Annotated in this window: 22 protein-coding genes; 8 read left to right on the top strand and 14 right to left on the bottom strand. The window is 56.1% G+C overall.

The window, feature by feature from the left end; all coding sequences use genetic code 11:
- From ACP7EY_RS15400 to ACP7EY_RS15355, 10 genes are all read right to left on the bottom strand, one after another.
- Entirely contained in the window at positions 1–876 is an 876-nt protein-coding gene (locus ACP7EY_RS15400) for a hypothetical protein (RefSeq protein WP_426195061.1), read from the bottom strand.
- The gene (locus ACP7EY_RS15395; protein ID WP_426195059.1) at positions 864–1211 is read right to left on the bottom strand and encodes a hypothetical protein; all 348 of its coding nucleotides are present in this window, start codon (positions 1209–1211) and stop codon (positions 864–866) included. Before ACP7EY_RS15395 ends, ACP7EY_RS15400 begins: the two co-directional genes overlap by 13 nt.
- Positions 1212–1344: 133 nt before the next feature.
- Positions 1345–1707 (bottom strand): hypothetical protein, encoded by a 363-nt coding sequence (locus tag ACP7EY_RS15390; RefSeq protein WP_426195057.1) that lies wholly within the window; start codon positions 1705–1707, stop codon positions 1345–1347.
- Between the two features lie 9 nt (positions 1708–1716).
- The gene (locus tag ACP7EY_RS15385; RefSeq protein WP_426195056.1) at positions 1717–1929 is read right to left on the bottom strand and encodes a helix-turn-helix transcriptional regulator; all 213 of its coding nucleotides are present in this window, start codon (positions 1927–1929) and stop codon (positions 1717–1719) included.
- Positions 1930–2042: 113 nt separating this feature from the next.
- The gene (locus tag ACP7EY_RS15380; RefSeq protein ID WP_426195054.1) at positions 2043–3143 is read right to left on the bottom strand and encodes a hypothetical protein; all 1101 of its coding nucleotides are present in this window, start codon (positions 3141–3143) and stop codon (positions 2043–2045) included.
- A gap of 92 nt (positions 3144–3235) precedes the next feature.
- Positions 3236–3613 (bottom strand): hypothetical protein, encoded by a 378-nt coding sequence (locus tag ACP7EY_RS15375; protein WP_426195052.1) that lies wholly within the window; start codon positions 3611–3613, stop codon positions 3236–3238.
- A gap of 14 nt (positions 3614–3627) precedes the next feature.
- Entirely contained in the window at positions 3628–3894 is a 267-nt protein-coding gene (locus ACP7EY_RS15370; protein ID WP_426195050.1) for a hypothetical protein, read from the bottom strand.
- A complete protein-coding gene (locus tag ACP7EY_RS15365) occupies positions 3891–4253 on the bottom strand; it encodes a hypothetical protein (RefSeq protein WP_426195048.1) in 363 nt (120 codons plus the stop codon). Before ACP7EY_RS15365 ends, ACP7EY_RS15370 begins: the two co-directional genes overlap by 4 nt.
- Positions 4250–4633, bottom strand: coding sequence for a hypothetical protein (locus ACP7EY_RS15360; protein ID WP_426195046.1), 384 nt, complete (start codon positions 4631–4633; stop codon positions 4250–4252). Before ACP7EY_RS15360 ends, ACP7EY_RS15365 begins: the two co-directional genes overlap by 4 nt.
- Positions 4634–4790: 157 nt before the next feature.
- Complete coding sequence (locus ACP7EY_RS15355; RefSeq protein ID WP_426195044.1) at positions 4791–5015, bottom strand: Arc family DNA-binding protein; 225 nt, start codon at positions 5013–5015, stop codon at positions 4791–4793.
- A gap of 105 nt (positions 5016–5120) precedes the next feature.
- Between ACP7EY_RS15355 and ACP7EY_RS15350 the strand changes: the two genes are divergently transcribed.
- The 5 genes from ACP7EY_RS15350 (at position 5121) to ACP7EY_RS15330 (ending at position 8036) form a co-directional block, all read left to right on the top strand.
- A complete protein-coding gene (locus ACP7EY_RS15350; protein ID WP_426195042.1) occupies positions 5121–5495 on the top strand; it encodes an Arc family DNA-binding protein in 375 nt (124 codons plus the stop codon).
- A gap of 20 nt (positions 5496–5515) precedes the next feature.
- Entirely contained in the window at positions 5516–5773 is a 258-nt protein-coding gene (locus tag ACP7EY_RS15345; RefSeq protein WP_426195040.1) for a DUF4224 domain-containing protein, read from the top strand.
- Positions 5770–6180 carry a hypothetical protein gene (locus ACP7EY_RS15340; RefSeq protein ID WP_426195039.1) on the top strand — a complete coding sequence of 137 codons (411 nt, stop codon included), beginning with the start codon at positions 5770–5772 and terminating at the stop codon, positions 6178–6180. Before ACP7EY_RS15345 ends, ACP7EY_RS15340 begins: the two co-directional genes overlap by 4 nt.
- A 396-nt stretch (positions 6181–6576) precedes the next feature.
- Entirely contained in the window at positions 6577–6852 is a 276-nt protein-coding gene (locus ACP7EY_RS15335) for a hypothetical protein (protein ID WP_426195037.1), read from the top strand.
- 257 nt (positions 6853–7109) lie between these two features.
- The gene (locus tag ACP7EY_RS15330; RefSeq protein WP_426195035.1) at positions 7110–8036 is read left to right on the top strand and encodes a hypothetical protein; all 927 of its coding nucleotides are present in this window, start codon (positions 7110–7112) and stop codon (positions 8034–8036) included.
- Between the two features lie 509 nt (positions 8037–8545).
- On the opposite strand, the gene ACP7EY_RS15325 is transcribed toward ACP7EY_RS15330, so the two are convergent.
- Positions 8546–8836 carry a helix-turn-helix domain-containing protein gene (locus tag ACP7EY_RS15325; RefSeq protein WP_426195107.1) on the bottom strand — a complete coding sequence of 97 codons (291 nt, stop codon included), beginning with the start codon at positions 8834–8836 and terminating at the stop codon, positions 8546–8548.
- Positions 8837–8850: 14 nt separating this feature from the next.
- Positions 8851–9168 carry an excisionase family protein gene (locus ACP7EY_RS15320; protein ID WP_426195033.1) on the bottom strand — a complete coding sequence of 106 codons (318 nt, stop codon included), beginning with the start codon at positions 9166–9168 and terminating at the stop codon, positions 8851–8853.
- A 232-nt stretch (positions 9169–9400) separates the two neighbouring features.
- Between ACP7EY_RS15320 and ACP7EY_RS15315 the strand changes: the two genes are divergently transcribed.
- The 3 genes from ACP7EY_RS15315 to ACP7EY_RS15305 all read left to right on the top strand — a co-directional run bounded on the left by ACP7EY_RS15315 (position 9401) and on the right by ACP7EY_RS15305 (position 11102).
- On the top strand, positions 9401–10180 hold the full coding sequence (locus ACP7EY_RS15315; RefSeq protein ID WP_426195031.1) for a hypothetical protein: 780 nt from the start codon (positions 9401–9403) through the stop codon (positions 10178–10180).
- Positions 10181–10515: 335 nt separating this feature from the next.
- A complete protein-coding gene (locus tag ACP7EY_RS15310) occupies positions 10516–10851 on the top strand; it encodes a hypothetical protein (protein ID WP_426195029.1) in 336 nt (111 codons plus the stop codon).
- 17 nt (positions 10852–10868) lie between these two features.
- Positions 10869–11102, top strand: a complete 234-nt coding sequence (locus ACP7EY_RS15305) for a hypothetical protein (RefSeq protein WP_426195027.1) — start codon at positions 10869–10871, stop codon at positions 11100–11102.
- A gap of 93 nt (positions 11103–11195) precedes the next feature.
- On the opposite strand, the gene ACP7EY_RS15300 is transcribed toward ACP7EY_RS15305, so the two are convergent.
- A complete protein-coding gene (locus ACP7EY_RS15300) occupies positions 11196–11666 on the bottom strand; it encodes a T6SS effector amidase Tae4 family protein (protein ID WP_426195025.1) in 471 nt (156 codons plus the stop codon).
- Positions 11663–12010, bottom strand: coding sequence for a Rap1a/Tai family immunity protein (locus ACP7EY_RS15295; RefSeq protein ID WP_426195023.1), 348 nt, complete (start codon positions 12008–12010; stop codon positions 11663–11665). Before ACP7EY_RS15295 ends, ACP7EY_RS15300 begins: the two co-directional genes overlap by 4 nt.
- Between the last annotated feature and the right edge of the window lie 9 nt (positions 12011–12019).

Here is a 12019-nt window from a genome sequence, read left to right as displayed (position 1 = left end):
TCAGCCTTTCGCCACTGGGTTGATGCGGCCGGCCAGGTCGCTGTACTTCGTCACGCCGGCGATCTTGCACAGCTTGTCGAGCAGCTTTTTCAATTCGATAACCTTGTTGTTCGCCTTTGAAAATTCCTCGTAATGCATGGCGGCCCGGTTGCGGATTCCGTCACGATCCTGCTCGAGCGCGATCATCTGCGCGGCGAGGTCACCTTGCGACAATAGATTCACGCGCGCGGCAAGAGTGTCGACCTGGTCCTGCAGCTGCTCGGCCCGCGCCTGCTCTTCGCGCAACAGCTCGAATGGGTCGGGAGTGTCGCCGTCCGCGTCATCGTCCGAGTCTTCAGCCGTTGCCGGCGCCGTCAGAGCGGCGCCGGCAACGCCAAAGTCAGGTGCATCGTCGTGGTCTTCCTGCGCCGCTGCCGGTGCGGGTGGCGTCGGCGGTTGCACCGGTGCCTTCGTGACGAACGTGGCCATCACCGACTTCACGGAGACAGGCTTGCCGTCCAGCTTGCTTTTGGCGATGAATGCCTCGATAGCCGCATCGGCGATGGCAGCAAGTTTTTCGTAACGGTTGGCCGCCGATGTCGAGATTCCAGCATCTGCCAGCACTTCCGCCTTATGCTTCCCACCGGTGGGAACTATGCCGAACCCACCGTTCTGGGTCGGCAGGGCAGCGCTGAGTTCGCCGATGGCGCGCTGGGCCCGCAGCTTGATCTCGGCGGCCCACTGTTCCAGCTCGGTGTCGTTCGCCTGCTTGGCGTACAGGCGCATCGCCTCCGATTTGTCGCGGATGTCCTTGATGTCGTCGACGTTGCGGCACGCGGCCAGCGCCTGGCGCGCCTGATCGTATTTGATGAGTGCTGTCATGATCAGAACGGACACTTGGGGTCGTTAGGCACAAACGACACCGTCAGCACCAGCGTGCCCATCAAGCGAGGCAGCGCCGACATGGCGGCGGCAGCGATGTCTTTTATCCAAGTCGTCGAAACGTAGGTATTGGCTTTACCATCGAAGCCGTCATGGATGACAAAAAACGCCCCATGGCCATAAGTCGCGGCAAATTCAATTACCGACGCCAGCGAATAAGAGCCGCCCGTGCCTGTAACAGGCTTGAAATTCACGAACACTGGATCCACGCTGTCGGCTTCTGGAACCACCAATTTCACATTGACCAGGCCACCCTTGGCGTCGAAAATTTCAGTAAGAGGAAATTCCATGATCAGGCGCTCCAAAGGTCAAAGCGAGTGAATACGCGAACGACGGTTGCGCCCGAGATCACGCCGTGGTTGTATGCCCACATCGTGGCAAGCTTGATCATTGCCTTGGCAGGCTTGCGCTCTGCGAGGCGACTCATTGGAGCCCCCCAACGCACTGCATATCAATCATCTCGACCAGATCGAACAGTGCCTCGGGCCCGCCGATTTTCGTGATCAACGAAGAAATCATCTCAGTGATGCGCCCGTCCCAAATAGGCTCGACCATCAAAGCGACCAGTTCGGCGTTCTGTTGAAAGCCCAGATCTTTGGCCGCTGCCATGACCGAGCCGATGACGCGTGCGCAGCGCTGTTTGTCTGCAGGGTATTCGCCGTAGACGGTGCACCCGGCCATCAGCATCATTGCAACCGCAGCGTAGTCCAATTGGGCCGCAGTGAATCCGAGGCGTGACGGTGCCGCCCCAGCCGACTGCACACCGGCGGTTTGTTGGATAGTCATTGGCGCCCCTTAGAAAGAAGCGATCAGATTTTTGATGTCTTCCACTTTCCAAGCATTTATACCTGGAGAAAGTTTGACGGCGGCCGGAAAGCGGCCAGATCGAACCCCTGCCAGCCAGGTGCTGCGGCCGACGGGGATCAACGGAGGGGTCGGTGGATTTGCTTTTGGGTTTCCCAGCAGTTGTGGGAGGCGCAAAAAACCAGTTTCGGGGAGTTGGCTCATTTTGAATTCATCCGTTTAAATTTGGCCGGGCTGGCCTATGGATGAATCATCTTGTATTGGAGCTAGGCGTTGGCCGAATTCGGTTTTCGAAAAACCGAATTCGGAGAATCCACCTAGACTCCACCCTTGAGCGCACCAGGAATTTGCTTCAAAATCTTCAGGACAGTTCCGTCATCGACATGGCTACCAATTTCGTCTGTCATACTCATAATTTTTCCCGCAAGGCCCTTGGTTTCAGGTCTAAGGTTAGAATAATCACAGAGTGCCGCGATTACACGGAGCAAGCTGTTTCGCTCCGTCGTGGAGAGTGGCTTTTCTTGCGGCGCCTTGACTATGCTTGCGAACTGATACTGTGACTGTTGACCATTTTCGGTCACCCACCGCTGTAGCTCTGAACGACTAAATCTCTGCTCATCAAATTCGTTCACCACCCCAGCCCAGTTTTCACTTTCCAAGTCGGCCGCGATAAAGCTGCGCTTACCCTTTTGCAATCGTACACCCCGTTCAGTGGCTTGATCATCTGCCCAGTCGCGCGCAGATACGTTTAATGCAGCCAATTCGACTATGGCTGTCTTGTAATTTTTATACGACTCCGGATTTTGTTCGGCGTACACACGCTCCGCGAATTCCGACAATGCGTTTTTTTCCGCGAGAAGTGGCCGGGACTCAATCTGATACTGTTTCATGCTCAGTTGATATTTATGTCGCTTGGCCTGCAAGTTCGTAATTTGGGAGTCGACCTCTGAATAGCGTTTGCCTTTGTCCGTATCCACTTTAAAAAGCAACTTCTCAATTGCCGTATCGGTAGTCTCCACTTGACCGCGTAAAGAATTGATCAGACCCTGCCCCGGGGATCCTGAAGCAATAACTGATTCAATTTCTTCAATGGCCTGCAGGTGGCCTTCGGTCACAAATTCCGATCCCGCAAAATTCGCCACCATCCTCTCCATTACGATGCTAGTAAGATGCAATTTATCTTTTTGAAAGGTTAGCAATCGTTTCCAATTGCATATCTTATCGGTGTCACCATCGCCTCGTAGGAACTTCGCAAGCGCAATGGAACCTCCATAGTAAGAATCTTTCAATTTTCGGATCACATATTGCGCACGATATGCATCTTCTGCGCTGTTGGAAGATGGATCGAATCCGGCAATTAAATAAGCAGCATCTCGACCTGAAAACGAGTCCGCATAGTCCCAATGAATTTGTTGCACAGCATCCCCTTGATGCCCCTGAAATAGGTGCCAGCCCAGCCCGCCAGGGAGCGAGGTTTCGGGGATCAGCCTAGGGCTGGCATTGAAAAGTATTACTTCGCCACTATACCGCGCACCAAGTTCAAGGTCGGCGCCGCGCGCCGTGGGCGGGCCGCAGCCTCTGCCGCCGCTAGGTCGCTGATGAATTCCCGCGACGTATCGCGCATCGCGCGCCAGGAGCGCAGCAATGCCCGCTCTGGCGGGGTAGCCTCACCGGCAGGCGGTGCCGCACCAGCCCGCCAGATGTTGTGCCCCTCTTCCACGCCGGCGTGCCAGGCGTCTGCTGCGCTGCTCCCTGCCTGGTGGCGGCAATGAATGGGCGTGCCGAGGATGCGATATTCCAACGCGGCCGCGCACCCATCGTGATACTCGGCGCTGCGCGGCGCCCGGCCAGGGAAGAAGGCCAGATCGAGGAGGCGGTCGACTTTCATACGATCGGCGGCGCTCACAGCAGCCCTCCCATGACAACCTCAAAAGGCATGCCGAAGTGCACCGCCGTGCCGGCCAATATCGCGTGGCGGCTTGGTTCATCGAAGAGTTCCAGGCTATACAGCGCCCATTCCAGATCCATTTGATAAGCGAGGTCGCCGTCTTCGAAACGTATTATTGGATCACGCGTCCCCATACCGATGTTGTGCCCCGTGAGGCTGTAGGGTGCCTGCGGGCCAATGAGCGGCCGCTGCGGGCGCCCCTGAATGTTGATCGCGTTCATTTGGCACCGCCTTTCTTGGCGGCCCTGTCGTGCTTGAGAATGCCGTCCATTTCATCCTCGACGTCGATCAGGTATTGCACCTCGACTGACATATGACGAATAAGTCCGCCGATACCCAGCAGGTCACGAGCGTCAACCGCGTCGCTGAGCTGAGAGAGCTGCAGCATCAGGTTTCCGATGGTCTCAATCCCCATCAACAGGGTCTCTTTTGCGTTGTTGGCATGCGAGGATGCCGCATCCACTGCAAAGCGCATGGCATCATCCAGCGGCTTACTCTTGTCGACATCGCCGATTGTCCTCATCAAACTGGGAAGCTCGTAGGCAGGGCGGCACACGTGTTTGAAAGCGGGGGTGCTCATGCTTTTGCTCCTTCGGTAGTGGCAAAATAGAGGCGATCAATCCGCTCCTCGGCAGCGACTGCCAGATTTTTAAGCGAGTGGACGAGCAGCCCGGTCAGAGCGTTGATGTCCGAGATTGACAGCAAAGGATTGACGTCGGTGCTTCCGCCGTCAATCGCGCACTGGTCGATCTGCTGCATTTGAAGGATTTCGGAAATGGTGCGGGCGCCCATCGCAACGATGGCGACGTCCTCCGCGAACTGCGCGTTCGGATCACTCTTGATGCTGTCGTTCAGCCAGGTGAACGGCTGATGCAACGGCGGGAACGGTGGTGTTACCGATACATCAACGATATTTTGTTGACCGCTGATGGTTTTTGCGATATCTTCGTAATTACTCATTTGAGACCTCAAATTTTGAATGCAGTGATCCAAGCGGCCCGGAATTCTCAGAAAATTCCAGTGGCCACAACCCCAGGTACCGCCTGGCCGGTTGATGCTGAAATCGAGGGGCGACCTGCAAGTCGCCCCTTTTCATTTCAGGTTCTCTTGGCGGTCCTTACGCCATGCTCTGCCCCTCCTCATTGAATGCTTGACCTCCGGCGCAGACTGGAAGCGCCCCAACTGACAAGCCCATTCCCATCTCAATCAGCAACAGCAACTCGGCATTCATCGAACGTCTGTTGGTCGCCGCCAGATTCTTCAACTGGTCGCGCATGCCGCATGGGAATCGCAAAATGAATTGTTCTTTTGCGCTCGCCGGCGCCGGTGATTGGTTGCTCATAAAGCTTCCTCGCTGTTGAGTTTGATCAATTCACTATACTAGCAAAGTGCGATCATCGCAACTGCATATCATTGAAAGATCGCACTTTGCTAGTATCATCGAGCAATGAAGAAGCCATCGCCCAGTAAAACTGCAGAACAGTTCGTAGTCCGCCTACCAGAAGGAATGCGGGAGCGTATCGCGGCCGCCGCAGGCGACGCCGGCCGCAGCATGAATTCAGAAATCGTCGCTCGCTTAGAAAAATCGTTTAACCCCATCTCCGACGAAGGTGATGTGTTTCAGGCGATTAGAGCGATCAGCGAGTATTCAGCAAAATTTGGCACGGTCGTGTCGATGCAGTTTTCGCGACCTATAGAAGGCACCTTGGCTGCCGCGATTAGTAACGGCATTCTGCCGTCCGATGCGACGGAGGATGACATGGCAAACCCAGGACCGGCGATTGTGCGCATGCAGGCTGAGCGCGCCGCCAAGTCGAAGTAGGTTGATTTCGCACGAGCGACATGTTCCTGACGCCCGATGAGCTGGTCGAAATGACTGGCCGCAAGCAAATGCGCGCGCAGGCAGTGGCCCTCACCCACCTTGGCGTCATTCACAAGATCCGGGCGGACGGGAAGCCGCTGGTGCTGCGCGCGCACGTCGAGCAGCTGCTGGGCGCCGGCATCGCTCCGCGGGCGAAGGCGGCGCCGCATTTTGAGCCGAACTGGGCGGCCGCAAACGAGCGCCACCCGCCATTGGTGGCCAGGAAGGAAAAGAAGTGAGCCGAGGCTGCGCTTCTGACGCATCGATCGACGCGATCGAGCAGCACCTGCGGGCGGCAGCCGAGCTTATAGCCGCCTGTCAGGCCAGCACGCCGGCGGGGAGCAACGCGGAGGTGATCGGTCGCCTGGATCAGATCCTTGCCAAGCTCGGCGCCGCGGCCGAATACCCTGTCACCTGGGTCGAGCTGGAAAAATATGTGGAGATCACAGGCGACAGCGTCGATGCCGTGCAGGCCCGCCGGCGCGCCGGGAAGTGGCTGGATGGCAAGCAGTGCAAGATCGCTGACGGCAGGCTGTGGATTGATCTGCGCGCGGCGCAGGCATGGGTAGAGGAATGGGATAGCGGGTCTGCGATGCGCGCGAACCTTGCGCTCATACGCCAGCCCAAATCGCCATCCAAGAAGTGATGGCTCTCGGCCTCGATACCGTGGTGCTGCACCGGCGCCGATCAGCCCTTTATTCGGAAGCAAGCCCGTGGTTGAGGGCTGTCGCGGTGGCGCCGGGCTGGTGGCGGACTGGCTAAACGGCCTGATTCAAGCGGAAATTTTTGCGTCCATGGGTGCGTCCATACAAGAAGATTTCGACCTTTCTTAGCTCTTCAATTCGATTCCGGTTCCGGGCACCAAGCGCACTCAGCACTAAAGAACACAAAAGGCCATTTTCCCCGTATGACAGAAGGGGCAAATGGCTTTTTTTATGCCTGCAATTTTTGCGTAAAAGCACACTAAAAAAACCCTGTTTCCTGTTACGACTTACGACGAAATTACGACGGGACCACGACGAGGGCGAGCTTCAAAAAGACTGTGGGCGGGCACCAGGCGCAGATCGCCATCGCCGGCGCACAGCGGGAAGCGAAGACATTCTCCACGAAAGCAGTCGCTTATGCTGCAGAGCGCGAGACACAGATCCGGCGCGGCATCGCCACTGGCATACAGCAAGGCCGTACCATCGATGAGGCGTTCCGACGGTACGAGCTCGATGTCTCGGCACACAAGCGCGGGAAACGCTGGGAAGCAATTCGTTTATGGGCCATCGGACGCATGAAGATGGATTTGACCGGGCTGACGGTGGCGCAGTAATCCGCCCACCCTCTCCGCCAGTTAGACGAAAAAGCCCCTATGAACGGGGCTTTTTCTATTTCTGTACCCACATCTCTACCCCCACGCATCTGATCGTTACCCATGAGTTGCTAATAATCGAGTCGATAGCGTAATATTGTTCGGTTAGTCACTAGTTGCTTCTGTTGTGGCGAGCCGGCACGCCGTGATGCCGCACTTAGTACAGAAGACCCGGGCAAGTGGTCACCTATATTCACCTATAAATCAAGGACTTATACATGAATTCCTCTTCCAAGGTGGCCGCCCTAAAACAGATGCCCCTTGATCTCGGCATAGAAATTCAGCGCGACGTCAATGGTATCGAGATGGGCGTGCTTGAGAACGGCATCCCTTATTTGACCCAGCGAGGCCTTTCAGGTATCACAGGGATCGCCAGGTTCGCTATTCAGGGCATAACCAAGGAATGGGAGGATCACTGGAATGACGAAGTGCTCGGGAAAGATAGGATCTCGTTTTTTAAAGAGTACTTAAACTCCAAAGGCTTTAACGAGCCAAAACTTTACCTAGAGAGCGCTCAGGGAGGCGTGACGCACTTCGCCTACCCAGACATTGTATGCATGGCGTTTTTGGAGTACTACGCATTCGAATCAAAAGCAGACAACTCGATGGCGCTGGAAAACTACCGTCGCTTTGCTGCGTACGGCCTCCGAACATTCATCTATGACGCCCTGCAATATGTCCCTAGCGACAAGTGGAAATATTACAACGATAGGGTTTCACTTCTAAAAGACAGCTCGCCGATCGGTTACTTCACAATTTTCAAAGAAACAACAGGACTCATCGTCGATTTGATATCCGCAGATCTGACGGTAAATGACAAGACCTTGCCCGACATCAGTGTCGGCCAAACATGGGCTGCTTACTGGAAAGAAAACAATCTTGAGGCGTCGTACGGTGCGCGGATACCATACGAGCACAACTATCCGGATTATTATCCTCAAGCCTTGAGTAACCCGCAGAAGCCTAACGCGTACCCCGACGCTGCGCTACCTACGTTTCGTCAATGGTTTAGGCAAAGCTACCTGCCAACGAAGTTCCCTCAGTACATACTGAAGAAGGCGAACCTCCTCCCTGGTGGCGCATCTGAGGCGACAAGGATCGGCGCCATGTATCAACCAAAAATATTGACGCCACCGGCAGTCTAATCCTGCCTCCACACCCGCCCAGCGCGGGTATTTTTTTGCCGGAATTTGGCGTTGCGACTTACTTTGGGCATGACGCAAATAACCGCGCGACCATACGTCACACGCCTACACCTTCCACGGCACGCCAGCAGCCCGGCGCTGGCGCAGCACAAAGCCAGGGAATAGCGACGGCCGTCGCAGCACTGGCGCACTGGCGCACTGGCACGCCACCCTCACGCGTCGCCGGCAGTCCCAGTGCAGAATCAAGTACCCGCTCTGCCCCAGCATCGGGCTTAAGTCCTCTTCGGAGGCCGCTGCGCACTGGAGATTGCAATCCCGCGCGGTGTATTTAAGCCCCCATTCGTGTTACCTTTGCTTTTCTGGCCTGTCAGTCTGTGGTCTTTTTCCGATCACCAGACTGTCTCCCACCACCGGCCAGCGCCACCGCGACAGCCCTCAACCACTGGCGCGCTTTCAAATTTCCACATCGGCCGGCGCCACCAGCAGCACCAAGGCGCAGAGGTCGGCGCTTACCGTTTCGGCTTCAACTTAGGCTTAGGTTTCATTCCCCGCCTCTCGAAGCAATTCAGAGGCTCAGACACCGTCAACTTCACCGGCGTCCTCGAAATTTTCATATTGAACTTCGGAGCCATTTGCGAGTGTGTGCACGCCAAAATCAGGGCCTCCACGTCGGCCACCTTGAACCGGACCAAGCGCCGCCCCAGCCCCACGCACGGAAGCGGACCCTTCGGTGCGGCCAGGTCGTACACGGCTCCGCGGCTTATCCCGAGCATAGTTGCGACGTCTTCGGCCGTTATCATCTGGACGAGCGCACCTATGGTTCCCGCCCGTAATTCAATGCCGCGCGCGCCGGCCTTTTCTGATCCCATTTTTCGATCCATTCCTCAACGGCGGGAATATTGATCCACAGCCGGCCATCCACGATCTTGCATTGCTTCCCGTCGATCCACTTGCCGATCCGGCGACGCGACTGCACGGCGTCGACTGAGTCGCCCGACAGTTCGACGTAGCGCTCGAGCTTCACCCAGGTAAGCGGGTGCGTTTTGGCCGCGGCCTGGGCTACAGCCTTCCGCGCGTTCTTTTCAATGGTTACAACCAGTTTTGCAACCATATCGACGTCATCTGGATCCACGTTCATCTCCTAGTTGTTCGGATGTCGCCAGTTTCAGATTATCCCGCAGCAAGGGAGGTCTACGGCGGTGTCGATACATCGCAGGCCGTGCTGTCCCGTTAGCAGAGGTGACACCCCGACGGGGTGGTATCAAGACGGAGTCGGGCTCCACTCATGGACAGAATGTATCGAGTGTTAAATAAATCAACTATTCGAGAATTTCCTTCATACTAACTGTTTTGAAGGGGCAAATATGGAAGAAGTGCTAAAAAGTTTCAAGGCTCAAATGTATGACCGCGTAAGCAGTCCGCTGACCTTTTCATTTGTCCTATCCTGGTGCGCGTGGAACTATCGCTTTCTTCTCCTAATCGTCGGGACAAACGCTGCTTCTGAAAAATTTGCATACGTTGACGCGCACCTCTTCGCCACGTGGCAAGACTATGCTTTTCGCGGTTTCCTCTTCCCGCTTTGCTCAGCGCTTTGTTACATCTATCTGTACCCTGCCCCGGCTCGAAAGGTCTATGAGTTCACCCAATCGGAAGCGGTCAAGATGAAGAAGGCCCAACAGCGAATTGAAGATGAAACTCCAATATCAGAAGAAGAGGCCGCCGAACTCCGCGCGAACATGCGGAAAGAAAAGCGCGATCGAGCCGATGAATTGGATCGCGCGGACAAATTAATCAAGCAATTGCAGGATGATTTGGCACGTCTAGAGGTGAAGCCAACCACTGCAGAAATACTTTATCCTTCGAACAGTTCTTCAACCGAACTCCCAACACTGACGCACGAGCAGTACACCCTGCTTCATCAAATTGCGAATTTTGAAGATGATTTTTTCGACAAGAATTACTTCAATAGCAATGCCGACACATCGTTAGCGAATCGCAAAAACAATGTAGATGTGCTACTTGAGCGAAAACTTGTGAACGAAAATTTTTCGAGCAGAGGTCGAACCCTTGATGCAACACCCTTGGGGCGCAAGCTACTTAGAGCCGGCCATGCAAACTCTGCCGAAGAAATGGCAGGACAGTAAGACCCGATTTTTAACGAACGACAAAAAGATGTCTTTCGCGCTACGGTGCGCCGCTTCCCTAGAACGTCCCGATGGATATGACGGTATTTTTGACGGTATATTTTTCAAAGTTAAGTATTTCTAGTAGCTGTACGCGATTCCGGTTCCGGCACCAAGCGTACTCAGCACTAAAGAACACAAAAGGCCATTTTCCTTATGACAGAAGGGGAAAGTGGCCTTTTTTACGTCTGCTAGTCTTGCGCAATAACACACTAAGAAACACTATTTCCTGCTTCGCTCTACGAACAAATTACGAGCCAATTACGAACGAGCGAGCCAAAGCAACCATTAGAAAGGTGATCACTGCCGCAGGGCCCCGCTATCGCATTCAGATCGCAATTGCGGGACACCCCAGAGAGTCGGCTACCCGCACCACCAAAGCTGAAGCAGTCGCTTATGCTGCAGAGCGCGAGACACAGATCCGGCGCGGCATCGCCACTGGCATACAGCAAGGCCGCACCGTCGATGAGGCGTTCCGACGGTACGAGCTCGATGTCTCGGCACACAAGCGCGGGAAACGCTGGGAAGCGATTCGTTTAGGGGCCATCGGACGCATGAAGATCGACGGCGTGGCAATCAGCGAGATGCGGCTCATCGACGTTACCTCCGACGTGCTGGGCCGCTTGCGATAGCCAGGCTTTCGAAGAAGTTGGACAACCTGGCACTGGCGCGGATGGTCGGCCATCGGGATCTGCGCCAGCTGCGTATCTGCTACAACGAGGCGGCCAAGGACATCGCCAATCGCCGCGACCAGGGTAGACGTCTGCATAAAAGGACGCGGGTTCGATTCCCGCCGCCTCGCCGCGACGGCAGCAAGGGCTTCGTCAGCAAGGGCTTCGTCAGCGAGGGCATCAGGATGGCGCTGACGGTGTATCACGCATAGCTTGAAGCCGGCGCCAAGGCAGGACCGCTATCAGCGGGCTTTTTTCGGCTGCCGACCAGGTTTCGGCGCGGCTCCGCGCGCCTTGAAACGCCTTTACTTGAGCGGCCAGAACCAAACAGTCGTGGCAGAAAAATAGCAGCTCCGCGCGCAAGTTTGAAACCCCGACGGCCCACCCCACACCAGATCAATATGGCCGCCGTCGGCTGGGCCGCCGCCGTGTATGCGGAAAAACGACACGACACCGTGCCGCCTGCCGATTCCGGCGCGGGCCGCTGCCTCGCCCTTGTACACCTCGGGCTTTCCCCACAATATTTTCAGGATATTCGATAATTTTCCCTGACCCGGCTCGATATACTTGCCCTTGACCTGGCCGCCGTTGATCTTCATGCGCGCGCCCGGCAGCATCACGCCAGCGCGCAGCAGGCCGTAGCTCACGCGAATGGCGCAGGTATCGCCGTAGGCAGGGTTGTTCGTCAGGTCATTCCAGCCGATTTCAGTGAACAACTCGTCACGCATGGTCGTGCGCGGGTATGCCTGCATGAGCGCATCGAATGTCGGCTTCATGGACGTGCCCCACATGGATAGGCGCGGCGAAGGCCATCGGTCACCAGCGGCGAGGCGCCGCCCTTGAGTTGCTCAGCATTCAGGCGGGACATGCCCTCGACGATCAGGTAATTCAGTTCATGTGGCACCTGCTTGCCGGCCGGGCACCACTGCACACCTGCGGTGGCATCCATGACGCCATCGATGTAGCCCATCGCCCGCTCGCGCCGAATCGAGTTATAGCCCTCGCGCGGGTCGGCCAGCATATCGCGCACAAGCTGCTGCCCCGTCATGATGGAGTGATACCCTGGCACGGCTGCCGTCGCATGGGCCGCCATGAGCAACCCGATACCCAGCGCCCTCACGATGGCACC

The sequence above is a fragment of the Massilia sp. DWR3-1-1 genome, assembly GCF_049898325.1.
Taxonomy (GTDB): Bacteria; Pseudomonadota; Gammaproteobacteria; order Burkholderiales; family Burkholderiaceae_D; genus JAFCUW01.
The sequence above is the reverse complement of the archived record's forward strand: the minus strand, read 5'-3'. Positions and strand labels throughout refer to the sequence as shown.

Bases quoted from the DNA above. Each gene is read 5' to 3' on its own strand.
- ACP7EY_RS15350 (WP_426195042.1), top strand. From the start codon at position 5,121: ATGAAGAAGCCATCGCCCAGTAAAACTGCAGAACAGTTCGTAGTCCGC.
- ACP7EY_RS15390 (WP_426195057.1), bottom strand. From the start codon at position 1,707: ATGACTATCCAACAAACCGCCGGTGTGCAGTCGGCTGGGGCGGCACCG.
- ACP7EY_RS15385 (WP_426195056.1), bottom strand. From the start codon at position 1,929: ATGAGCCAACTCCCCGAAACTGGTTTTTTGCGCCTCCCACAACTGCTG.
- ACP7EY_RS15355 (WP_426195044.1), bottom strand. From the start codon at position 5,015: ATGAGCAACCAATCACCGGCGCCGGCGAGCGCAAAAGAACAATTCATT.
- ACP7EY_RS15360 (WP_426195046.1), bottom strand. From the start codon at position 4,633: ATGAGTAATTACGAAGATATCGCAAAAACCATCAGCGGTCAACAAAAT.
- ACP7EY_RS15345 (WP_426195040.1), top strand. From the start codon at position 5,516: ATGTTCCTGACGCCCGATGAGCTGGTCGAAATGACTGGCCGCAAGCAA.
- ACP7EY_RS15395 (WP_426195059.1), bottom strand. From the start codon at position 1,211: ATGGAATTTCCTCTTACTGAAATTTTCGACGCCAAGGGTGGCCTGGTC.
- ACP7EY_RS15325 (WP_426195107.1), bottom strand. From the start codon at position 8,836: ATGATAACGGCCGAAGACGTCGCAACTATGCTCGGGATAAGCCGCGGA.
- ACP7EY_RS15300 (WP_426195025.1), bottom strand. From the start codon at position 11,666: ATGAAGCCGACATTCGATGCGCTCATGCAGGCATACCCGCGCACGACC.
- ACP7EY_RS15315 (WP_426195031.1), top strand. From the start codon at position 9,401: ATGGAAGAAGTGCTAAAAAGTTTCAAGGCTCAAATGTATGACCGCGTA.
- ACP7EY_RS15365 (WP_426195048.1), bottom strand. From the start codon at position 4,253: ATGAGCACCCCCGCTTTCAAACACGTGTGCCGCCCTGCCTACGAGCTT.
- ACP7EY_RS15370 (WP_426195050.1), bottom strand. From the start codon at position 3,894: ATGAACGCGATCAACATTCAGGGGCGCCCGCAGCGGCCGCTCATTGGC.
- ACP7EY_RS15375 (WP_426195052.1), bottom strand. From the start codon at position 3,613: ATGAAAGTCGACCGCCTCCTCGATCTGGCCTTCTTCCCTGGCCGGGCG.
- ACP7EY_RS15330 (WP_426195035.1), top strand. From the start codon at position 7,110: ATGAATTCCTCTTCCAAGGTGGCCGCCCTAAAACAGATGCCCCTTGAT.